This window comes from Aurantivibrio infirmus, from assembly GCF_054767315.1.
On the sequence record NZ_BAAFSK010000005.1, the window covers coordinates 472993 to 496867 of the forward strand.

Below are 23875 nucleotides of genomic sequence, written 5' to 3' on the forward strand. Positions count from 1 at the left end.
TGTTCTCGATTATCGATCTTTAGGATCTAAAGCGTCACGCAAGCCATCGCCAAGAAAGTTAAAACAAAATAAAGTAGTAGCGAGAAATAGCGCGGGAAAAATTAATGTCCAGGGTGCGGAAATCATATCGGATGCGCCTTCATTCACCAATGCGCCCCAACTGGTATTGGGTTCTTGTACGCCTAGCCCTAGAAAGCTTAAAAACGATTCGATGAGAATAACCTGCGGAATAGTCAAAGTAATATAAACAATAACCACGCCGAGTAAATTTGGAATGATGTGGCGTCGAATAATGGTAAATGTTCCAACGCCGCAGGCTTCAGCGGCTTCAATATATTCTTTATGTTTTAAACTGAGCGTTTGGCCCCTAACTATTCGCGCCATATCCAGCCAATTAATAGCGCCGATTGCGACAAAAATTAATACCAAATTTCTACCGAAAACAACCATCAACATGATCACGAAAAACATAAAAGGCATTGCATAAAGGATATCAACAATGCGCATCATAACGCTGTCAACTCGCCCGCCGATAAAGCCTGCGATAGCGCCGTAAGATACACCAATAATTAAACTAACAATTGTTGCGACAAGGCCAACCATTAACGAAATGCGGCCACCATAGAGCGTGCGCACAAATAAATCTCTGCCTATGCTGTCGGTACCAAAAATATGACCCGTTTCCAAAGACGGCGAAATCTGAATATTGTCCCAGTCCGGTGCGTCGAAATCGTGAGGGCTTAGTAACGGCGCGGCAATCACGAGCACTACTATGATCGCCATAATTACCAAACTGATTTTGGCCGCTAGATTGTTGCGCAAGCGATAGTATGCATCTGCCCATAAGCTACGGCCTGCTATCGTTTTTTCGTCGTCGATAGAATTGGCGATTGAATTGGCGATCGTTTCAATATTGTCGCTGCTGCTTATGCTCATGAATAGCGCACCTTAGGATCGAGTAGGGCGTAAAATAAATCGACGAGAAAATTAAATAAAATAATTAGCGTTCCATAAAAAACCACCACACCCATCACCAAGGTGTAATCCCTGTTGAGCGCACCCGTAACGAAGTGAGTGCCGAGCCCCGGAATAGAAAATATCTGCTCGATAACTACAGAGCCGGTGATTACCGCTGCAGTTGCGGGACCAAGATAGGAAACAATGGGAAGCATCATTGGTTTTAAGGCGTGTCTCAATATTATTTTTGAGGTAGGTAAGCCCTTGGCTCTCGCGGTACGAATATAATTGCTGCGTAAAACTTCTATCAATGAACCCCGAGTTAGTCGTGCAATATAAGCGATTTGTGGTAATGCCAATGAAATTATTGGTAAGATCATGTCGGAAATAGTTCCACTTTCCCAGCCGCCAGCAGGTAACCAACCTAACGACACGGCAATAAGCAAAACCAGTAGAGGAGCAATGACAAAATTAGGAATAGAAATACCCGTCATTGCCACCGTCATTATGCCGTAATCTGTGTTACTGTTTTGTCGAAGTGCAGCTATGGTTCCCATTCCAACACCGAATACAATCGCTAAAATAATCGCAGCGATGCCAAGTTTGAGAGAAACAGAAAAGCTATCGTAAATTAGTTCATTCACCGAAAAATCGCGGTACTGAAAAGACGGGCCAAAGTCGCCGCGCAAAATATCCCACATGTAGCGACCGTATTGTTGAGCTAAGGGTTCGTCTAAATGATATTTAGCATTAAGGTTGGCTTCTACTTCAGGGTGTAAACTGCGATCGCTGTCAAAAGGCCCACCCGGCGCTAAGCGGATGAGAAAAAAAGCTAGGGTGATGATTATTAGCAAGGTTGGAATGGTATGCAATAATCGATGAAAAGCGTATTTTACCATGACTAAATTGCCTACTCTAGAATATACATATAGCGGCTAAAATGCCGATCGGTAAGGTTATCTTCATAGCCGCCCAGTTTATTACTTACCAAACGCTTGGTAACGTAATAGCACAGTGGAATTACAGGAGCATCTGCCAATAAAAGTACTTCGGCTCGCTTTAGATAATTAGCGCGAGCGAGTGGATTGGTTTCAACCGCAGCGACACCAAGCAAGCGATCGTATTCCTTATTGTTATAGCCGCTGTTATTCATCTCACTGAAAGAGGTCATGATATCTAAAAACGCGACAGGGTCGTTGTAGTCGCCAATCCATCCACCACGGTAAACTTGCGTTAATCTTTTTTGATTGCGAACTTCTAAAAATACTTTCCACTCTTGATTAATTGGCGTGGTGATTACGCCTAAATGTTGCTTCCACATTGCTGCCACCGCGAGACCAACTTTTTTGTGCATGTCTTGTGTGTTGTAACGAAACTCAATTTTTAGTGGATTGTCTTCGCTATAACCAGCTTCGGAATAAAGCTGTTTTGCTTTGGCCAGGCGTTCGTCTCTGGAAAGATTTTTCCATTCAAATTCAGGCCCATTTTCATAGCCCGATGTTCCCTCTGGAACAAAGGAGTACGCAGGGATCATTCCGTTTCGCATAAGTTTGTCGGTAATAATTTCTCGTTCAACGCTTAGGGCCAAAGCTTGGCGTAATTTTAAATTGTCTTTGAAAGGGGGTTGCTCGAGGTTGAACCCATAATAATAAATGCCCAAATACGTAGCGATTCTGAATTCCTTCGACATATTTTCTTTAAGCCAATCAATTTGGCTGATCGGTGCATCTTCGGTAAAGGTTAAGTCGCCGGCGCGAAACCGTTGCAATTCACTATTCGCATTGTTGATTGGGTAAAAGAAAACGGTATCGATCGTCGTATCTTTGTCATTGTAATAATGCGTGTTTCTTTCTAGTTTAATGTGCGAATTAACTTCCCATTCGAGGAGTTTGTAGGCGCCGTTAGAAACCAAGTTTCCTGGCCGCGCATATTTTTCGCCAAATGTTTCGATTGCACCTTGATGAACTGGAAACGCGGCAGGGTGAACAAGCAGACCTAAAAAATAAGGCGTCGGCCCAACTAATTTGACTTCTAATGTGTAATCATCCAGCGCTTTGACACCGAGATCTTCAACCGGCAGCTTACCCGATGTAATCTCAAAAGCATTTAACAAAGGAAACATTAATTGATTACGGCGCGAAGCGGTTTGAGGATCAAGGACACGTCTCCAGCTATAAACAAAATCATGAGCCGTAAGCAAGTCACCATTCGACCACCGAGCATCTTTACGCAATTTGAAAATATATTGTGTTTTGTCTTCACTAATTTCCCAGCTCGTTGCGATGCCTGGAATGATATCTCCGGATAAAGATTCAGTAGTTAAGCCTTCGAATAAGTCTTCTTGTATTTTAGATGAAGGTACTCCCTCAGATTTATGTGGATCAAGACTTTGTGGTTCGCCGTAGTTGCCGCGATGGAGTATTTGTTCTTTAGCGAGTTTTACGTTTTCAGGAGGAGCGGCGTAGAGCCTAAAGGGCAGGAGTGTTGGAGCGAGAAACAAAAATAAAAATAAAAACTGCGTGATACGTATATCGAGCGGATAGTACCGATAATGAATATTAGTAGATGATGTTCGCAAAATAGACGACCTCATTATTTAATATTTGTTTGCCACTGATAATTATAAAAATTTACAACTATCCAGACCTTACGCCAAAAAGTTTACTGGGGATTGCTATAACCTTAAAGCAAATTCCAAAAAGCCTATTCGAAACGGCTTCTCAAAAACTTACAGTTGTTTTGGGTACAGAGGCGGTAAGTGCTTCTCTGCGATATTTATTCGTTTAACTTTGTCTTTATTCTGTTTTTTAAACGTTACTAAAGCTTGCCATAGGCCGTTACCATCCCACGATTGCTCGGGAATATTTTGCTTACCATAAAGTATTTCATCTAATTCTTCCAGTGCCTTGGTAAGAACTGGTGATCCACTTCTCTGAGCAATTTCTTGAAGGCTGAGGGTGTGATTGATCCCCCAATATAGCCCACCCCATTGGCTTAGAGCGGTGCGTGCCGCTTTCGGTTTTTGCTCACTACAGGCTTTACGAATAGTGTGAAAAACGTCATTAATTTTTAGCTCCAGCTTGGCTTTGTCATCATCTTCTTGACTGCTTTGTTGAGCGGAAGCTTTCCTTTGCCAGGCGATAAAAAATAATAAAGCGAGGCTTGCGAATGCTAGATTGCTGGCGATCCATGGCCATGTTTTATTGAGTGAAAACCCAACGCTTATATTTTCTGAATTTTCAATATCAGCATCGCTAGTTAGTGCGGGGTCGTTTAGGGTTGGAGTTTGTCCAGGTAAGGGAGGCGGGATTGACGCATTTGCAGCCGAGGGTGCGATTGTTAAAACTTGCTCAGGTAAAGTAGCGAATCGTTGGTAGTCGTTGACCGTATCCCACCAAGCAACTTGCACTTCGGGCAAAATAATTGTACCGGCTTTTGTCGGCACAATTGCCTGGCTCTCTATTCGGTTTCCTTTTAATCCGGTATGTGTTCGTAAATCGTCAAATTGAGGTTGGTCAGAATACATTTTTAAACCCGAAATTTGTTGTTCGGGTAGAGGAGGGATTTGCGCTGCACTCAAGCCTAATGCTCTTAAGGTTAAGGTGCGGGTAATGGGTTCACCGACAACCAGTTTAGAAGTGCTACTGCTCCAGTGTTGTTCGATAGACACTTCCTGAGCGGGCATCCATTCGGGGCCAGTGAACGTTGCTGCTTTTGGTTTTACCGGAACTACAATTTCTTCGCTGCGTAAACGCATTAGTGTTCCTGGTGTATTAAATCGGCTGTTAAGACGACTGCTTTTGGTGGTCGCCATAACAAGGTTCCAGCTTAGGCTTGGAATTTTTAAGGGCTCACTTTTCTGCGGAAATATGACGTATTTCATTTCGATAACACGGTAGAGTTTGCCTTGTAATTGTTTGTTGTAAATGGTCTCAGATATTTTCTCGACCACCGCATTCTCGACTGCTAATTCTTTCGATATCCTAATGTCTCTGAACAGTAAGCCGGTATTAATTCTTACCGTTAATAGCAATTGCTCCTGAACATAAACTTCTTCTTTGTCCGTGGTGACTTCTAGAAAAATGTCTTTTAGCTCTCCCGGCGTCGCGGGTGACGATGGCTTTACTGAAATAGCAATTGGCTCGCTACTGGCGCCGCGAATAGTGAAGGCGGGAATTTCCAATTCACCTACTTTTTTTGGAGAAAGGGCGAGATTCCATTCTGTCCAGTAACCCGCACCTGTATCGAATAGCTCGATTTGGTCACCGCGTCGTTGATTTAAAATGTCAAAATTCTCGGCTAACTTGTCGAAGTTCGGGCTGCCAAAATCAACCCTTTCATCAAAACGAATAGTGAGCTCAAGGGTTTCGTTTTCGCTAAGGGTAACCCTATCCGTTGTCGCGGTAAGAGTCTGCGCCTGAGCGTAAATCGTTGTTATGATCATGAGCGATAGAATCGCGATATAAGAATTAATTTTTTTCATTAATAAATCTTCAATATAATTTGTTTGGATCGTTTGTTTGAAGTTCAGAGTTTACCAGCGTTGATAAGATTGGTTTTCAGGGGGAACCCAATCACCTCGTCGGTAATTCCGTCTCAGCTCCCGATGTTGGTAGTCGAATTTACGGCGTAATAATCCGCTTGGGTCGTCGGGTACTTGCCGTAACCATTGCTCGAGACTTTGTTGTTGTTCCGCGTTTCTTTCTTCCATATTGGCTAGCATTTGTTGAAGTTCTTCTTCACTTTCTTGGTCGCTTTTTTCTCCAGATTGTTTCTGTCGCTGCTCGGCCTCTTTGAGTTGTTGAAGCTGTTCTTCACTAAGGTCTTGAGGTTTTTGTTCCCGATCGGCCAATTCTCGCGCAGATTCTTCCTGCGCTTCACTATCTTCATCATTCAGGTTGGTTTCTTGCTCGCTATTACTGCGGCTCTCCCGTGAGTCGCTGGCGTCTTCCTGCTCTTGTGAGGCTTGTTGATTTGGGTCGTTAGCAGGGTTGTCAGAGCTGTCTGACTCTTGATCCTTTTTTTCACCCTCTTGTTGATCTTGGCTTTGTTGGTTTTGTTCTTGACCTTCATTTTGTTGTTTTTGTTGTTCTAATATATCGCTGACCAAATCTCTATTAAAGATAGCGTCATCATTATTTTTATTGAGCGCCAAGGACTGGTCGTAAGCTTCGATAGCGGCTTCTAACTTGCCTGCTTTGGCCAGAGCGTTTCCACGATTGTAGTGAGCTTTTGCGGAGTCTTTTTGTGAAAATTTCTCTGCTGCTGCTTCATAGTTTTCATCTTTGTAGTAAGCCGTTCCCTGCCATTCTGGATGAGTAAATTTTTCGGATGCGGTTACGTTGTCGCCTTGTTCGAAACTACGCTGTGCTTGCTGATCTTTTCGTTGCCACAAGTCTTCCCAGCCAAAGGCGTAACTGGGCTCAGGAATAACGACAACAATGAAGGCGAGACTTAAAAGCCAGCCACGCCGAAAACTAAGGAAAATAAACGGCAATAAAAGTAGCACTAGCCACTGACCCTTATCTTCCCAGATATCGAATTGTCTTCCAGATTCCATTGTTTCATTTGTTAACACGCTGTTATCAAAGCGTGACAATAAAGTCTCAATGTCTGCGTTATCTGTTTTCATATCAACGTAGGTTCCACCTAGTGAAGAGGCAAGTGTATTGATTTCATCGCGGTTGAGTTTGGGTATCACAATGTTGCCGTTAGGGTCACGCTCGAATCCGCCGCTTCCAGTAGGAATAGGTGCGCCTTCAGGGGTACCGATACCGAGTGCCGAGAACCGAAAATTCGTCGCGCTTAATTGAGTTCGGATATTTTCAAATGCAACGGGGTCTATTCCATCCGTGACGGCAAGGATGTCTCCGTTGCTGAGCCCCGCATCACTCAGGATAGCCACTGCTTTTTCGACGGCCATTTCTATATTGCTTCCGCGAAGCGGCATTAGCGCAGGTTCCATTGCCGGCATTAAATTTGAAATTGTTTCCGCGTCATCAGTCAATGGACTTACGACATGCGCTTCACCAGCATATGCAATCAATGCATTTAAACCATCTTCGCGCATGTTCAAAAAATCTAATAATTTGAAGCGCGCTCTAATTAAGCGAGAAGGTTTGGTATCTTCGGCCAACATAGAAGGTGAAAGGTCTAACAAAATAACCACGGAAGATTGCGATTGCTGGACCGGTTGCGGTAAACGTTGCCAAGTAGGTCCGGCTAGGGCGAGGGAAGTTAACATCCAAGCGGAGCATAATCCTATCAAGTAGGAACTGTTTTTTTTCTGTTGTTGTCTGTCGATAAGCTTAAGCAATAGATGTGGCGCGATGACGCCTTGCCATCGCGAATTAATTTGTTTTGTTTTCAGTAAGAACAAGCACAGTAAAATAGCGGGAATAATCGCAATTAACCAGTAAGGTCTAAGGAAATGAAATTCTGCTAATAATTCGTTTGTCATTTATGCCACATTTTATTTCGCTGTGAACTGCTGTGAAGGCTCAAGTGATAGATCCGAGCGAATTAGACGCGTCAAGGCGAAAAGCATGCTTAACAAAAGCGCTATCGCTAGTGGCCAATAAAAAAGCGCAGTGCTCGGCCGATAATTTTCAGGGTCTTGCTCTAGTGGTTCAAGCACGTCGAGTTGAGTATATATCTGCTCTAGTTCGGCGACGTCACGGGCTCTAAAATAGGCACCACCGGTTTGAACAGCAATCGCTTGTAAAGTTTCTTCATCTAGATCAATAGAAGGGTTCACCCGTCTTCGACCAAAACTGCCACCAAGAAAGCCCGGGGTTATGAACTCATCGGCACCAATGCCAATGGTGTAGATTTTAATTTTTGCTTGATTGGCTAAAGATGCCGCTTTAAGCGGTTCGATTGCACCGGATGTGTTTGCACCATCGGTGAGTAAGATTAAAACTCGACTATTTTCGGGACGGTCTAATAAGCGTTTCGTCGCTAAACCAATGGCATCACCAATGGCAGTTTGTTCTCCTGCAAAACCGAGGCGAGCTTCCTGCAAAAAGGTATTCACTGTTTCTCTATCGAAGGTTAAAGGCGCTTGAAGATATGCCTGACTGCCAAAAAGTATTAAGCCGAGGCGATCATTTTCTCTGCGAGTTACGAAATCGCCGACCACTTTTTTAACAACGGTAAGGCGATTAACTTGCTGATTCTCTAAGATCATATCCGCCGTTTCCATACTGCCGGATATGTCAACGGCGATGAGTAAATCACGGGCACTAGCGGGCAAACTAACCGGTTCACCAATCCATTGCGGCCTGGCTGCGGCGGTAACACCTAATATCCAAATTATCGTCAGTACAATTAATGCGGGGGTGTTAATAACTTTGTGTTGTTGTGAGGTTTCATGAACGCTAGCTAATTCTTGGTAGAACGGCACCATTAAGGCACCGCTTTCATTTTTACTTTTTGGTAAAAATAGTACAGCCAATATTGGCAAAGGTAGGATAAGAAAGAAGTAGGGCCAATCAAACTGCAACATTGTTTGCTCCAGTTTCTATACCCTTATCTAGCTTAGAGTCACTATTATTTTTGCGCAAGATATTATCAAGCTTCTCTTCCGTCAGGTGTTCTTTGCACCAGTCACTTGCCAATAGATGTAATGACTGAAAAAAATTGGGGTCTAGCTTCGATAAAGCGATATCGTTTTGAAAAGCCAAGGTAGAAAAATCCGCCGAGAGTCCTTTCGTAAATGCATTAGTTTTTTTATGGGCGTAAGTGATGTCAAGGAATTCTAACCAAGGAACTCCGCTTAAATTTTTAAAGTTTTTTCTGGGATAGGCAACTATTGCGCAGCGGCGTATTAGTTTTGAGATCTCTTCAAGATAAAGACGCGGATCATTATTATCCTGGAAACTCTGCCAAATTTTACTCAATTCATTTGTTGCCTTGCGTCGATAGGCGGTTTTTAATCGGTGACGACGAAAGTAGATTGCGGAGCAGATAATTAAACTTAAGGATAGAAAGAGAGTAATCCACCACCCAGGTGCAGGTGGCCAAAAGCTTATGGGATCAGGTAAAGCGATGTCTCGCAAATTTGCTAGCGGATCTTCTTCATTCATCGGCTTTTTCTTCGTGCATAAATGGAACGCAATTGTTCGAACTCATTGTCACTACAACTAAATCTGAATAACGCAGTCTTTAAACGTTTACATTGCTGTTCTAGCAGATCAAAGCGTTGCTGAATGTGTTCTGCATAATTGTCTCGAAAGCGTTTGCGGTTGGTGTGAATTTGTAGGCGTTCTGCGCCGTTGGTAACACTCAAGAGCCCTTTGTTCGGTAAGTTTTTTTCTAAGGGATCAAAAACTTGGAACAAGGTAACATCGGTATGGCGAGAAAGTAGATAGAGTTGTTCGTCACACTCTTCGTTGTAATCTAGAAAATCACTCACTAAGTAAACCGCGCTACCTGGCTTTGCGAGCCTTCGCAAGTCTTCTAGCATTGAAGTTGATGTCACTTCGCGGTCTGAGATCAAGGGAGAGCTGAGAGCATGATTGTAATCATTCAAATGATGAATAAATTCCAGTACAGCGTGTTTGCTTCGGCGCGGTCGTATATCACTGTGTTCATGGTTTCCGAAAACCATGCCGCCGACGCGATCATTATTTTGCAATGCCGCCCAGGCTAAAATACTGGCAAGTTGTGCACAAAGAACCGATTTAAAGCAACGCTGGCTGCCGAAAAATAAATTCGAGCGTTGATCTGCGGCGATAAATGTTGGGCGCTCTCGTTCTTCGCGAAAAACTTTGGTGTGGGGAACTTGTGTACGGGCGGTGACTCGCCAATCTATTGTTCTTATATCGTCACCGGGGTGATAGACTCGAACCTCTTCGAATTCCATCCCGCGGCCGCGAAAACGTGTACGCACACCACCAGAAACACTTGCCCGACTATTTTTAATCGTTTTAAGTTGTAATTCATTCGCAAAAAAGCGCAGATTCAAAAGCGTTTCGAGTTCGGTATAAACACCATTCGCTGGGGGTTGTTTACGCCCTTTGGAAAGCATTGCTGCGCTTGCTGGATGTGATTCTGCTAAAGCCATAACGTTTTGAACATGTATCGAGTGAGTGTGAGCAATTGAACAATAAGCTAAGAAAAATGAAACGATGCTTTAGCTTGCTGGAACTACCGATAATAATCGATCAATAACTTGATCGGGGTTGATGCCCCTCGCTTCAGCTTCAAAACTTAAAATCAATCGATGTCTTAAGACATCGTGTAATACGGCTTGGACATCATCAGGGCTAACAAAATCGTTATTGTTTAACCAAGCATTAACGCGAGCACAGCGGTCTAAGGCGATGGTTCCGCGAGGACTTGATCCAAATTCAATCCAACTGCGCAGCTCTTCGTCGTATAGTTCGGGTTGCCGAGTCGCCATGACGAGTTGAACGATGTATTCCTCGACAGCGGGGGACATGAAAATGTTGAGTGCGGATTGTCGAGCGTTTATCAAGGTTTTCTGATCAATTTCTTTTGGTGCTGCGGCCGTTTGCGTGTTGGCTGCTTCGTTCCTCACCAATTGCAGAATTTTTGCCTCTGCTGAGATGTCGGGGTAGTCGACACTGACGTGCATTAAAAAACGATCCAACTGGGCTTCTGGAAGCGGGTAGGTGCCTTCTTGTTCAATTGGATTTTGGGTTGCCATAACTAAGAATAAATCGGGCAAGGGGTAGGTGGATCGCCCAACGCTAATTTGTCTTTCAGCCATGGCTTCGAGTAACGCGGATTGTACTTTTGCTGGCGCGCGATTGATTTCATCGGCCAAGACTAAATTGTGAAAAATAGGCCCAGGCTGAAACTCAAAGGCGCCGGTTTCTGGGCGGTATATATCAGTGCCGGTGACATCTGAGGGTAATAAGTCAGGGGTAAATTGGATCCGGTGGAAATTACCTTCTATCCCGTCAGCAAGGGTTTTGACTGCTTTGGTTTTGGCCAGTCCCGGTGGGCCTTCTACCAGGAGGTGGCCGTCGGCTAGAATGGCTATGAGCAGCCGGCTTACCAAGGCGGGTTGTCCAATTATTTGTTCATTTAGCCAGTGTTGAAGGGCTTGGAGGGATGCCAAGCTGTCGTCATCGCGAGTTGATTGGGCCGATGAACTAGTTGATTCTGGCTGGATATCTATCGTCATGGTATTCCTTAGGGCTTATTTCTGGCTAAAACATGTTTCTAACTATGATTTTCGATAAAACGCTATTTTAGGGTTTATCACGAACAAATAAAGTCTGTGCGAAGTCATTTATTGTAATCTTCAGCTGTATGATACAGGTCATTGAAAATTATAGAGATTTTCTGATTTTCAGGTCTTGCGTAAGGTCTTTATTGAGCATTATCGGGTGGAGAAGTTCCCGCCAACTTACTGCGAAAGGGTTTGGCCATTTTCCACCCTAGTTTTTTTGAGGGATAGTCTATCATTTAATTTAGATGCTGAATTTTTAGCGTGCCTTCAGCTATATATAGGTAGGAATATTGATAGCAGGTACCAGCCTTTTCCTTTGACTTAAATTGTTGGCCAAAGGAAAGAAGGTTGGCAATAGTAAAGCTCCGACAATTTTTGGGTGACCAACGAGGTTTATCGTGAAATCAAATACAGTGGACGTCAGCAGTACAGAAGATCTTCTAGCGCAATCATCAGCTTATTTTGCTGAGAAACTTCAAAACAAAGTGCCACCACACTTCCCCCGTTTCGTTGAACAGTTTTTTCATCAATACCCGGTCGATGAGCTCTATGGTAAACGTTGGGATGATATCTTCGCTTGTGTATATGGGTTGTGGCAGTTCATTCAGGACCATCAGGTAAATCAAGCGAAAATAAATGTATTTAACCCCAATGTTGAAGAGCACGGCTGGGTCAGTAGTCATACCGTTGTCGCGATACTGCAAGAAGACATGCCGTTCTTAGTCGATTCAATCCGCATGGAATTCAATCGTCGCAACATTGCGATACACACTATAAAAAGTACACTTTTATCTGTAAATAGAGATGCAAAAAATCAGCTTGTTGAGTTAGGTAAAAACACTAGAGCCAATGAAAAAGATTTCTCCAAAGAATCCTTAATATTTTTTGAGATTGACCTGCATACCGCGAAAGACGAAATCGTTGAATTGTCACGAAGCCTGCAAGCTATTCTCGACGAAGTTAAAGCGGCGGTGGCAGCGTATCGCCCATTAATGTCGCGGGCTGAGGATTGTATAAAGAATTTGGAGTTTGCCCAGAAAAAAGCAAAAACTAGTCGGGTTTCTCGTAGTCAGGAATTTATTCGTTGGATGATCGATGGGCATTTCACTTTTCTTGGCTATTCGGAATTTGATGTTACGTCGAAAGATGGCGTGAAATTATTGATAGAAAATTCGAAAGTTAGGCTAGGTGTGTGTGCTTTGTCTAAGGATGATGAAGAAAAAATTCCTCTCGATAAAAATTATCCGGGTTTTTCAGAGTACTTTTCAAATCACCGCAGTATTATTTTTGCAAAAGCAAGTGAACGCTCGCGAGTTCATCGTGCAGCCTATCCAGATTACGTCGTGATAAAACGATTCAATGAAAAAGGTGAGGTCTGTGGGGAAAGTCGCTTTATCGGACTCTATACGTCACCGGTATACAATCGCTCGCCTAGTTCATTCCCAATAATTCGAGAGAAGATCGATTACGTTATCGAGAAGTCAGGCTTTGAATCAAGCGGCCATGATGGAAAAGCCTTGCGACAGATTCTGGAGACCTTTCCGCGAGATGAGTTATTTCAAAGTACTCGTGAACAACTATATAAAGTGGCGGTAAAGATTGCACAGATTAATGAGCGAGACCAAGTGCGTTTGTTTATGCGCCGAGGTCCTTTTGGTAAGTTTGTGAGTTGTGTGCTTTATGTTCCCCGTGATCTTTTCAGTACGGCAGTAAGAGAAAAGGTTCAAGCGATAATCTCTGAATCAATTGGCGCAAGCGAACAAGAATTCAATACCTATTTTTCCGAATCGATTCTCGCCAGGGTTCATCTGGTATTTAAAGTCGGTGCCGGCTGTGTCGCTGATTATGATGTCGATAAACTCGAAAAGAAAATCGTCGACGTAGTGCGCTCCTGGGAAGATCATTTAGCTAGCTGTCTCATTGAAAATTTAGGCGAAGAGACGGGCGTTAGGTACTTTAGTCAATTTCGCAACGGGTTCTCTTATGGTTATCGGGAGACTTTTGATGCCCGCTCCGCCGTTTACGATATTCAACATATAACTTCTCTTTGTGAAGAGAAAGATATTGCCATGAATTTCTATCAGCCCGTAGGGGTTGAGTCAGGTTCTGTACGTTTTAAAATTTTTCGCGCCCACGATCCTGTAGAACTTTCCGATGTGATTCCCTTGCTTGAAAATTTAGGACTCCGAGTTATTGGTGAACATCCTTATAAAATCAAAAGAGAGCTAAAAGGCGAAACTATTACAATTTGGCTTCATGATTTTGATCTTAAATTTGGCTTGCCTGTAAATATTGACGTTGGATCCGCACGAAATTATTTCCAAGAGGCTTTTGCTGCGGTATGGAATAAGAAAGCCGATAGTGATGAATTTAATAGGCTTGTTCTAGGTGCAAGATTAAATTGGCGAGAGGTTGTTGCTCTGCGAGCTTACGCGGCTTATATGAAACAAACTGCATTCAATTTTAGCCAGTCCTACATTGCCAATACGCTCGCACAACATTTGGATATCACCCGTAATCTAATTGCTTTATTTAAAGCGAAGTTTGATCCACGTATTGATCACAAGAGCAATAAAAATCCAGAACGGTTGGAGCGTCTTAATAATAAGATTTTGGAATCCTTAGATTCGGTCGACAATTTGAATGAAGATAGGATAGTGCGCCGCTATCTAGATTTAATAAATGGAACTTTGAGAACCAATTTTTTTCAAAGCGACGATGGTAATGCAGCAAAATCTTATTTGAGCATGAAGTTTTCGCCACGACAGATTCCAGATATCCCTGAGCCGCGCCCGCTGTTTGAAATATTCGTTTATTCACCAAGAGTTGAGGGTGTACACCTGCGGGCAAGCGATGTCGCACGTGGTGGTTTACGTTGGTCCGATCGATTAGAAGACTATCGGACTGAAGTTTTAGGTTTGGTAAAAGCGCAACACGTTAAGAACGCCGTGATTGTGCCGGGTGGTGCGAAAGGGGGCTTCGTTGCAAAACAAATGTCGCCACAATTTTCCCGAGATGAAATGCTGGCAGAAGGGATAGCCTGTTACAAAATATTTATTCGAGGCCTCTTGGATATTACTGACAATCTAATTGACAATAAAATTGTTCCACCAGAAAAAGTTGTTAGAGTTGATTCCGATGACCCTTATTTGGTAGTAGCTGCAGATAAAGGAACTGCGACCTTCTCAGATATCGCTAATTCAATTTCGATTGAGTATAAACATTGGCTTGGTGACGCGTTTGCGAGTGGTGGCAGTCAAGGTTATGACCACAAAGGTATGGGTATTACTGCTAAAGGCGCATGGGTCGGTGTTCAGCGTCATTTTAAAGAGTTGGGCGTTAATATCCAGAAAGAAGATTTTTCGGTGATCGGAATTGGCGACATGGCCGGAGACGTTTTCGGTAATGGTATGTTGTTGTCGGAGCACATTTGCTTGCGCGCCGCTTTCAATCACATGCACATTTTTATAGATCCTTCGCCAGATTCCGGAAAATCATTTTTAGAGCGCAAGCGTTTATTCGAGTTACCGAAAAGTTCGTGGACCGATTACGATGAAAAGCTGATTAGTAAAGGCGGCGGTATTTTTCTTCGTTCAGCAAAGTCTATTAAGTTGACTCCAGAGATTCGCAAAGTTTTCGATATTGAAGAAACTGAACTGACTCCTTCGGCATTAATTCACGCACTTTTAAAAGCACCTGTGGACCTGATGTGGAATGGCGGTATCGGCACATATGTGAAAGCAAAATCTGAGTCCCACGCTGATGTTGGTGATAAAGCTAGCGATGCATTACGTGTGAATGGTGAAGAGTTACGCTGTCGAGTATTTGGTGAGGGCGGTAACTTGGGCCTCACTCAACTGGGCAGGGTTGAGTTCTGTTTGAATGGCGGCGCATGTAACACAGATTTTATCGACAACTCCGCCGGTGTTGATTGCTCGGATCACGAAGTAAATATTAAAATATTATTGAACGAACTGGTTGCTAATGGTGATCTAACGGAAAAACAACGAAATATTTTACTCGCCGACATGACTGAAAATGTATCTGAATTGGTGCTCGCCAATAATTACCAGCAAACCCAATCCTTGAGTATTGCTGCATTTCAATCTCAGCAAAGGATGGGGGAGTACCGACGATTTATTTCAATGTTAGAAAGTGACGGCAGATTAAAGCGTAAGTTAGAATTTATCCCCGATGAAGACGCATTAAATGAGCGTCAAGCGAGTAATTTGGGTTTGGCCCGGCCAGAACTTTCAGTGTTGCTATCTTATTCAAAGGTTATGTTGAAAGAAAAGCTAGTCGCATCAAGCTTGCCGGACGATCCCTATATCATGCAGGCCTTAGAGCGACCTTTCCCTGCGCGTTTACTTAAGAAATATAAAAAGCCTATATATCAACACCGGCTTAAAAGAGAAATTGTTGCTACCCAGGTTGCCAACGATATTGTTAACAATATGGGTATCACATTCTGTCATCGTTTAAGTGAATCTGTAGGCGTCGATTATTCACAAGTAGCAATAGCTTACATTGCGGCTCGAGATATTTTTCAGTTGGAGGATTATAGAAAAAAGGTCGAGGCCTTAGATCATAAAGTATCAGCGGAAATACAGTTTTCTTTGATGCTTAATATGATGAGAAAGGTACGAAGAGGAACCCGTTGGATTTTACGGAATCGCCGCAGTAATTGTGATACAGCTTCGATCATCAAAGAATTTTCACCTGTTCTCAAAGAGATTTCAAAGTTTTTACCCAAATTTATTCAAGGGGACGTGAAGCAACAATGGGACGATGAGTTTAACCGCTTAACCCAAGCGGGTATTCCTGACGATATCGCACGTGAAGCTTCTATGCCCTCAAATCTGTACGGCGGTTTGGGTATGGTGGAGGCGGTATTGCAGTCGAACTCGGACGTCGAGAAGGTCGTAGAGTCTTATTACACGCTGGGTGACAAAATTGGTTTGCAATGGTTTGCGGATACGATTTCAGAAGTAAAAGTCGAGAGCTTCTGGCAAGCGATGGCTCGTGAAAGCTATATGGACGATTTGGAGTCGCAAATCCGTTTGTTGGCGGTTACAACAATTCGCTTGGCTGGCAAGAAGCATTCCATTGAAAACACTGTAGGACAATGGATGGAACAGCAATCGGTGTTAGTGAATCGCTGGAAGTCAATGGTGACTGAACTGCAATCTTCAGCATCGACAGATTTTGCAATGTTCTCGGTGGCTTTACGAGAACTACTCGATTTGGTACAAGCGAGTCATCATTCAGAAACATTTATTTCTGACGAGAATAAGGACGAACCCGTTTCGATTGTAAAAGCTGTTGGTGATGTATAACTCTTAGCTCATAGAAAATAGCGCTGATTGCTTTGGCGCTATCTTCCGTGTTATTTCGATATTCGTTATGACAAGTTTAATCGTTGATATTGAGATCCCTGTGGAAGAGTATCAAAGGCTTTACGCAGGAACAGCGAAGGATGTTTACGCTGTTTCTCGCGACGGAAAAAAAGTCCGCTTTCCCGCGAAGATTCTTGTGCCCTTCGTTGGCCATAGTGGTGTCTCAGGTTCGTTTATAATTGGTTTTAACAATGATTTTCGCTTCGAATCGATAGAAAAAATATCTTGATTGGTTCGTGCAAAAAAATTCTCATTAATCTTTTCATGTTTCGTTCTTTGCCTTTATTTGATATTGAGTCCTCGTTAAATGTGAAAGTGAGTTATCTCCCTCGATATTTCTTAATTCATCGCTATTAGCTCTTCTTAACAAAAGCGAACCCTGCTTGTTTGTACACTCATTTTGCTAAACGATTTCTTTTGACTTAGATCAATAGCGTTTCGGTTTTTCCTCGATAGAATCCTAATCCTCGTGAATATTTAACAAGAATTTGAGGCTTTTAGAGCTTTTAGTTTGTTTCGATTTAAAGAGTGAGGAGAATTCGACAATGAAGAAAATTGGCATGTTCGTATTGCTATCAAGCATAGGGGCTTTCGCTCAAGCGGGTTTACCGGGTGTTTATGTTTCTAAAGATGCTTGTCAGTTAACGGTCGAAATGCTTGAAGCAGAGTCGGGCTATGCTGATGCAGTCTATTCAATGCATTCCGATGGTACTGGCGCCTGTGAGTGGAGTGGTGTTGGGATTGCCAAGCGCACCTCTATAGAAGGCGGGATCATCAGTAACGGGGGTTCGATTGGATTTGCCAATATGAGCTGGGTATTTGGCCCGGAGGGCAACAAGGTTGACGTTGTCTATTATGAACCCGATGGGACTGAACGACACAAGGAAACATTTACCCGCAAAGAGTAATAATAAAACGATAAAACGTCATTCAGGTTCGACCTGCATCCTCGTTTGCGTTAAGCTGCGCCCCATTCTGTCTGTGGGCCACTTAACGCAAACAATTTATGTATTCACTTATACGCTCTGCATTATTTAAGCTCGATACTGAGCTTACACATCAACTGACATTTAATTCGCTGGATCTTGCAAACTCTCTTGGGTTATTAAAATACCTAGTCCCGAAAATTCCTGATAATCCGACAAGCGTGATGGGCATTGAATTTCCGAACCCCGTGGGTCTCGCCGCGGGTTTGGATAAAGATGGGGATCATATTGATGCTTTGGGTAATTTGGGTTTCGGCTTTATTGAAATTGGTACCGTGACGCCAAAACCGCAAGCGGGCAATGAGAAGCCTCGTTTATTTCGACTGGTTGAACACGAAGCCATCTTAAACAGGATGGGTTTTAATAATAAGGGCGTTGACTATTTATTAGATCGTGTGAAGGGGCGTCGTTATCGAGGTGTGCTTGGTATTAACATCGGTAAAAATGCGGTCACTCCGGTAGAAGAAGCAGAATCGGATTATCGAATTGGTTTACAGAAAGTTTATTCTCTCGCCGATTATATTACGGTAAATATTTCTTCCCCTAACACGCCGGGATTGCGTAGCCTGCAATACGGAGAGCAGCTAATAGCACTACTATCTTGCATAAAAGAAGAGCAAGCGAAATTAGAACAGGAATATCGTCGCTACGTCCCAATCGCAATTAAAATTGCACCGGATATGAATGATGAAGAGATTGCGCAGGTGGCGAAAACATTTCTCGAACTGAACATCGATGGCGTGATTGCGACAAATACAACATTAAGTCGAGATTCTGTCGCAGGGCATCCTTTCGCGAAGGAAGCGGGTGGCCTAAGCGGCGCGCCACTAACAGATTTGTCGACGCAGGTGATCACAAAACTTCGCCAGTGTTTGGGAGCGGAGTTCCCAATTATTGGTGTTGGTGGAATTAAAGATGGGAAGTCAGCACAAGAGAAAATTGCTGCTGGTGCAAATTTGGTGCAGATTTATTCGGGGCTTATTTATCGAGGTCCGCGTTTAATCTCCGAAGCGGCGGACGCAATTGCGTCCGCTCACCGCTCGGAAGGTACCGGCTAGTACCTGCCCGCTAAGAAGCGGGCGTTTAAAACAAGACGATGTTTCGTCTTGGGCATCCCGTTGAGGAGACAGGAATTCTAAATAATTAACTTTAATCTAGAGCTAAAAATTGCTAATTTTTTGAGCATAGGCGGCATTGTTAAAACCGTTCCAATGGTCTTCGCGTCCTTCACGCCAACCGTTAATCCATTCAAACCGAGGCTCGCCCGCCTCGTGGGGGCATAAGGTACGAGATCGACCCATAACTCCAGCTTGATAACCTTTTCCGTACGCACGATCTGCTTGGTTGCGTTTTTGGCGTTTCATGTGTTGGTGCACCTCTTAGAGTAATTGTTTTTAGTTGTTAAGCTTTTGGCGCTAGTCTAAATACGCAATCCTAAAGTCACGAAGACAATTGAATCGCTTTAAAAACTCTTATAGTTTTTGTGCTACTGGTTCGAAATTAATAACGCGATGTAAATTAGTGGGAAGATTGTTGTGTTTTAAATTGCTCCTGACGAATGTTTTTATAAAAACTGAAGTAAATCTTTAAATGAAAACTGGGTGTATTTTTGAAAGGCTCTTCACAGAGAAAAAATAGTCTAAATTTAAAGAATAAATTTAAAGAAAGATTGAACAAAAATTTCAGTGCGCAAAAAAAGAAAATCTACAGCAATTAAAGCAAGACGGCGAATTGCCGGTAAAATTGCTCTCGCTAAGAGAGAGGGAAGTTGCTCCCCGTCAGCTTGTTCTTGTGAGGCCACACAAGTGATGGGCGCTGGGAGCTGGCGCAGAAAACCAAGTTCATTAATGCTCGTGCGAATGCCGGGCGCTTAATATAGGTTTGAATTCATGAACAAGCTAACGAAGGCACAGTAAACAAAATTTATTTCCCCTTGTGAATGAACGAATTGTCATATGCTCAGATAGTGTTATGGTTTACAGGAATAACTTTATTTAACTTATTGAAAAGTATCGATTAATAATTTATGCCAACAATTGCGAATAAAATAAAAATTTTTGCTAGCTGCCCCAAAGGCCTTGAGATCTTGCTAGCTGAGGAGCTCGTCACATTGGGAGCGAGCACTGTGCAACTTACTGTGGCAGGGGTGTCAGCCGAAGGTGATCAAGAGTTCGTCTATCGCAGTTGTCTATGGTCCCGCCTGGCCAATAGGATCTTTCAGCCGCTGAGTAAATTTGATTGTCAGTCGGCTGATGATCTCTATGAAGGTGTGCAAGAAATCCACTGGAGTGAACACATGGCCGCCACCGGCAGCCTGTGGGTCGACTTCTCCGGAAGCAATGATGAAATCAGGCACAGTCAGTTTGGCGCTCAGAAAGTTAAAGATGCGATTGTTGATCAATTTAGGAATCTAGCGGGTAATCGGCCGAGTGTGTCGAAGGAAAGCCCGGATTTGATTGTGAATGTCCGGCTGGGCAAAGACTTTGCCACTTTAAATGTTGATCTCTGTGGCGAAAGCTTGCACCGCCGCGGTTATCGGGCCGATTCCGTCATCGCACCACTGAAAGAGAATCTCGCCGCGGCCCTGATAATCCGTGCTGGTTGGCCAGAAATGATGCTCGAAGGCGTGCCGTTTATTGACCCTATGTGTGGAAGTGGAACCTTGTTGATTGAAGCACTAATGATGGCAGCGGATATCGCACCGGGCCTTAATCGTGAAGACTATGCCTTTATGCGCTGGATGCAGCACGATCAAGCACTATGGGAATCTCTTAGAGAGGAAGCATTAGCGCGTAAGAACGCGGGACTGGCAAAATCTCTGCCGGAAATTCGCGGTTATGATCAGAATGTTTTATCGGTCAGAGCAACAGAACGTAATCTCGAAAATAGTGGCTTTTGGAATCACATAAAAGTCATGGTTAAACCATTGAGTGAATTCAAGCGGCCTAGCCATGGGGATTTTTCAAGAGGCCTATTGGTAACGAATCCTCCTTATGGTGAACGTTTGGGTGAATACGATTCTTTGATCCCGCTGTACCAACGATTAGGTGAAGTGTTTCGTGAGGAGTTTGTCGGTTGGCGAGCGGCGGTGTTTACCGGGAATCCCGAACTCGGTAAAAAAATGGGGATTCGTAGTAACAAAAAATACAAATTCTTTAACGGTACGATCGCGAGCGAACTATTATTGTTTGACATCGACGAGAAACATTTTGTCAAAAATCGCAATCTAGAATCCGACGGCCCAGTTAATCAACACGAGGCGAAACGGAACAGCGGACTCTTGTCTCCCGGTGCAGAGATGGTCGCAAATCGCATACGCAAAAATCAAAAGCAACTACAAAAATGGTTGCGAAATGCGGGAACCGATTGTTATCGTATATACGATGCCGATTTACCTGAGTATTCAGCGGCCATTGATGTCTATGGTGACTATGCTCACATTCAAGAATATGCGGCGCCAAAAACCGTCGATGAGGAAAAAGCGGCGGCGAGATTTTTGGAAATCTGTGAGGCGACTAAATTTGCATTAGATATCAGTCCCGATAAAATTAGTATCAAGCAGCGACGTCAAAATAAAGGTAAACAACAATACGAAAAAAATAAGACGCATCCTTTTGACGACATGATAAATGTTCGAGAAGGTGAGGCAAAACTGCTGGTAAATCTTTGGGCCTACTTGGATACCGGTATCTTTCTCGATCATCGTTTGGTACGAAAAAAGATTACCGAATTAGTATTAGGGAAAAAATTCCTTAATTTATTTTGTTATACCGCAACGGCTACTGTTCGTGCTGCGATGGCAGGAGCACAAAGCAGTGTTAGCGTTGATCTTTCGAAAACCTATATTGAATGGGCACGAAAGAACTTCGAATTGAATAGACTTGGTGCTAAACATAAACTTGTTCAAGCCGATTGTTTTGCGTGGTTGAACGAGTGTCGCGAGCCCTTCGATGTTATCCTTCTTGATCCTCCTAGCTTCTCTAATTCGAAACGAATGGAAGGGATATTAGATGTGCAAAGAGACCATGTGGCGCTGATAAAACGAGCAATGGACTTGTTGAACCCAGGTGGCGTATTAGTTTTCTCAACAAATTTAACTCGATTTGTTTTAGATTATGAGCAACTCGAAAAATTCACAATCGAAGATACCTCATCGCTTACACTCGATCGTGATTATCAGCGCAATAAAAAAATACATCAAAGTTTTTTAATTCGTCATTCGTTTTAATCGACCCAATTTTTACCATAGATCATGACCCAATATGTCTAAGCCCTTTAAAGTTCACAGTAAATTTAAACCCGCAGGTGATCAGCCTGTGGCAATCGAATCATTGGTCAACGGTATTGAGTCTGGCTTGGCTCATCAGACTTTGCTTGGTGTTACCGGTTCTGGTAAAACCTTCACCATTGCCAATGTGATAGAAAAAATCCAACGTCCTACCATGGTCATGGCGCCGAATAAAACCTTGGCGGCTCAACTCTATGGTGAATTTAAAGAATTTTTTCCGGAAAACTCTGTCGAATATTTTGTTTCTTACTACGATTATTATCAGCCAGAAGCCTATGTGCCGTCATCGGATACCTTTATCGAAAAAGATGCGTCGATAAATGAACATATTGAACAAATGCGTTTGTCAGCGACGAAGGCACTTATTGAGCGAAAAGATGCGCTGATAGTTGCAACGGTCTCTGCAATTTATGGTCTCGGTGATCCCGAATCGTATTTCAAAATGGTTCTACACTTAGTACAAGGCGATCAGATTGATCAGCGAAAGTTATTGCGTCGACTTGCAGAATTACAGTACACCCGAAATGATATGGACTTTCGACGCTCAACTTATCGTGTGCGTGGTGACGTCATTGATGTGTATCCCGCTGATTCCGATCGTGATGCGTTGCGTATTACTTTGTTTGATGAAGAAATTGAAGGTCTTTCCTTGTTTGATCCATTAACGGGAGAGATTTACCAGCGTGTATCCCGCTATACAATTTATCCGAAATCTCATTACGTGACTCCCCGAGAAAAGGTGCTCGGCGCTATTGATGAAATTGCAGAAGAGCTAAAAGAACGTCTTGAATATTTGCGCAAAGAAAATAAATTAGTCGAGGCCCAACGGCTTGAACAGCGTGCGCGTTACGATATGGAGATGATGCGCGAGCTGGGATATTGCACAGGAATCGAAAACTATTCGCGTTATTTATCTGGGCGAGAAGCTGGTGAAGCGCCGCCGACATTATTCGATTATTTACCTCCCGACTCTCTACTGGTCATTGATGAAAGCCATGTTTCCGTTCCGCAAATAGGCGGCATGTATAAAGGCGATAGATCAAGAAAAGAAACCTTGGTCGAATACGGATTTCGTTTGCCATCGGCTTTAGATAATCGTCCGATGCGTTTCGAAGAATGGGAAAGACTCGCTCCGCAAATGATTTTTGTGTCCGCAACACCTAGTACTTATGAAGAAGAACATGCAGGCCAAGTTGTCGAACAAGTTGTTCGGCCAACCGGGCTATTAGATCCGGAAGTGGAAGTACGTCCTGCAACCACACAAGTTGACGACGTGCTATCTGAAATAGCGAAAAATGTCGCTTTAGATGAACGCGTACTCATTACCGTATTGACAAAACGCATGGCGGAGAACTTAACCGAGTTTTTAAGTGAACACGGCGTTAGAGTGCGATATTTACATTCCGATATAGAAACGGTTGAGCGGGTCGAAATTATTCGCGATTTGCGTTTAGGTGAATTTGATGTGTTGGTAGGAATCAATTTACTGAGAGAAGGTTTAGATATGCCTGAGGTTTCCTTAGTGGCAATCTTTGATGCAGACAAAGAAGGGTTCTTGCGTTCAGAGCGTTCTTTAATACAAACCATAGGTAGGGCGGCAAGAAATGTTCACGGCCGCGCGATACTCTACGCGGATAGAATTACCGGCTCGATGGAAAGAGCAATGGGTGAAACGGAAAGACGTAGAACCAAGCAAGTCGCACACAATTTGAAAAATAACATCACGCCCATGGGGATTATAAAGAATGTTCAGGATATTCTTGATTCACATTACACCCCGGGCAAAAAAACCAAAAAACGTTCCGTTGCAGAAACCTATGCAGAATATGATATTGACGAGCTGAGTCGGGAAGATGTTTGGAAAACCATTGCAAAACTTGAGGAGAAAATGTTTCAGCATTCTAAAGATCTTGAGTTTGAGCAGGCGGCAAAGCTTAGAGATGAAATCAATAAGCTAAAAACGTCCACATTGTAAAATGAATTTTTTCAATGCGACTGTATCGAGAAGTGTGATCAGCCGGAACGTTAATGAGATTGATCGTTT

At 43.3% G+C, this 23875-nt stretch carries 16 protein-coding genes; 6 read left to right on the plus strand and 10 right to left on the minus strand.

Going from position 1 to position 23875, the window contains the following annotated elements; genetic code table 11:
• Positions 1-9: 9 nt before the first annotated feature.
• The 9 genes from ACYUCY_RS13650 to ACYUCY_RS13690 all read right to left on the minus strand — a co-directional run bounded on the left by ACYUCY_RS13650 (position 10) and on the right by ACYUCY_RS13690 (position 11113).
• Positions 10-936 carry an ABC transporter permease subunit gene (locus tag ACYUCY_RS13650; protein WP_460227056.1) on the minus strand — a complete coding sequence of 309 codons (927 nt, stop codon included), beginning with the start codon at positions 934-936 and terminating at the stop codon, positions 10-12.
• Positions 933-1856, minus strand: coding sequence for an oligopeptide ABC transporter permease OppB (oppB, locus tag ACYUCY_RS13655; RefSeq protein WP_460227057.1), 924 nt, complete (start codon positions 1854-1856; stop codon positions 933-935). The genes ACYUCY_RS13650 and oppB overlap by 4 nt, the downstream gene beginning before the upstream one ends.
• A gap of 11 nt (positions 1857-1867) precedes the next feature.
• Entirely contained in the window at positions 1868-3535 is a 1668-nt protein-coding gene (locus tag ACYUCY_RS13660) for a peptide ABC transporter substrate-binding protein (protein WP_460227058.1), read from the minus strand.
• Between the two features lie 150 nt (positions 3536-3685).
• A complete protein-coding gene (locus ACYUCY_RS13665; protein WP_460227059.1) occupies positions 3686-5440 on the minus strand; it encodes a BatD family protein in 1755 nt (584 codons plus the stop codon).
• A 51-nt stretch (positions 5441-5491) separates the two neighbouring features.
• Positions 5492-7417, minus strand: coding sequence for a VWA domain-containing protein (locus tag ACYUCY_RS13670; RefSeq protein ID WP_460227060.1), 1926 nt, complete (start codon positions 7415-7417; stop codon positions 5492-5494).
• A gap of 12 nt (positions 7418-7429) precedes the next feature.
• Positions 7430-8464 (minus strand): vWA domain-containing protein, encoded by a 1035-nt coding sequence (locus ACYUCY_RS13675; RefSeq protein ID WP_460227061.1) that lies wholly within the window; start codon positions 8462-8464, stop codon positions 7430-7432.
• The gene (locus ACYUCY_RS13680; protein ID WP_460227062.1) at positions 8451-9044 is read right to left on the minus strand and encodes a DUF4381 domain-containing protein; all 594 of its coding nucleotides are present in this window, start codon (positions 9042-9044) and stop codon (positions 8451-8453) included. The genes ACYUCY_RS13675 and ACYUCY_RS13680 overlap by 14 nt, the downstream gene beginning before the upstream one ends.
• Positions 9041-10024 carry a DUF58 domain-containing protein gene (locus ACYUCY_RS13685; protein WP_460227063.1) on the minus strand — a complete coding sequence of 328 codons (984 nt, stop codon included), beginning with the start codon at positions 10022-10024 and terminating at the stop codon, positions 9041-9043. The genes ACYUCY_RS13680 and ACYUCY_RS13685 overlap by 4 nt, the downstream gene beginning before the upstream one ends.
• Before the next feature lie 69 nt (positions 10025-10093).
• Positions 10094-11113, minus strand: coding sequence for an AAA family ATPase (locus ACYUCY_RS13690; RefSeq protein ID WP_460227064.1), 1020 nt, complete (start codon positions 11111-11113; stop codon positions 10094-10096).
• A gap of 446 nt (positions 11114-11559) precedes the next feature.
• On the opposite strand from ACYUCY_RS13690, the gene ACYUCY_RS13695 reads away from it, so the two are divergent.
• The 4 genes from ACYUCY_RS13695 to ACYUCY_RS13710 all read left to right on the plus strand — a co-directional run bounded on the left by ACYUCY_RS13695 (position 11560) and on the right by ACYUCY_RS13710 (position 18601).
• Positions 11560-16497, plus strand: a complete 4938-nt coding sequence (locus tag ACYUCY_RS13695) for an NAD-glutamate dehydrogenase (protein ID WP_460227065.1) — start codon at positions 11560-11562, stop codon at positions 16495-16497.
• Positions 16498-16564: 67 nt separating this feature from the next.
• On the plus strand, positions 16565-16786 hold the full coding sequence (locus tag ACYUCY_RS13700; protein WP_460227066.1) for a DUF2835 domain-containing protein: 222 nt from the start codon (positions 16565-16567) through the stop codon (positions 16784-16786).
• Positions 16787-17102: 316 nt separating this feature from the next.
• The gene (locus ACYUCY_RS13705) at positions 17103-17465 is read left to right on the plus strand and encodes a hypothetical protein (protein WP_460227067.1); all 363 of its coding nucleotides are present in this window, start codon (positions 17103-17105) and stop codon (positions 17463-17465) included.
• A gap of 98 nt (positions 17466-17563) precedes the next feature.
• The gene (locus ACYUCY_RS13710; RefSeq protein ID WP_460227068.1) at positions 17564-18601 is read left to right on the plus strand and encodes a quinone-dependent dihydroorotate dehydrogenase; all 1038 of its coding nucleotides are present in this window, start codon (positions 17564-17566) and stop codon (positions 18599-18601) included.
• A 102-nt stretch (positions 18602-18703) separates the two neighbouring features.
• Here ACYUCY_RS13710 and rmf read toward each other — a convergent pair whose 3' ends face one another.
• Positions 18704-18907: a ribosome modulation factor gene (gene rmf / locus ACYUCY_RS13715; RefSeq protein WP_460227069.1), complete on the minus strand. Its 204-nt coding sequence runs from the start codon at positions 18905-18907 to the stop codon at positions 18704-18706.
• Positions 18908-19569: 662 nt separating this feature from the next.
• Here rmf and rlmKL point away from each other — a divergent pair.
• Both rlmKL and uvrB read left to right on the plus strand, forming a co-directional pair.
• Entirely contained in the window at positions 19570-21771 is a 2202-nt protein-coding gene (gene rlmKL, locus ACYUCY_RS13720) for a bifunctional 23S rRNA (guanine(2069)-N(7))-methyltransferase RlmK/23S rRNA (guanine(2445)-N(2))-methyltransferase RlmL (RefSeq protein ID WP_460227070.1), read from the plus strand.
• Between the two features lie 34 nt (positions 21772-21805).
• Complete coding sequence (uvrB, locus tag ACYUCY_RS13725) at positions 21806-23806, plus strand: excinuclease ABC subunit UvrB (RefSeq protein ID WP_460227071.1); 2001 nt, start codon at positions 21806-21808, stop codon at positions 23804-23806.
• Positions 23807-23875: the final 69 nt, after the last annotated feature.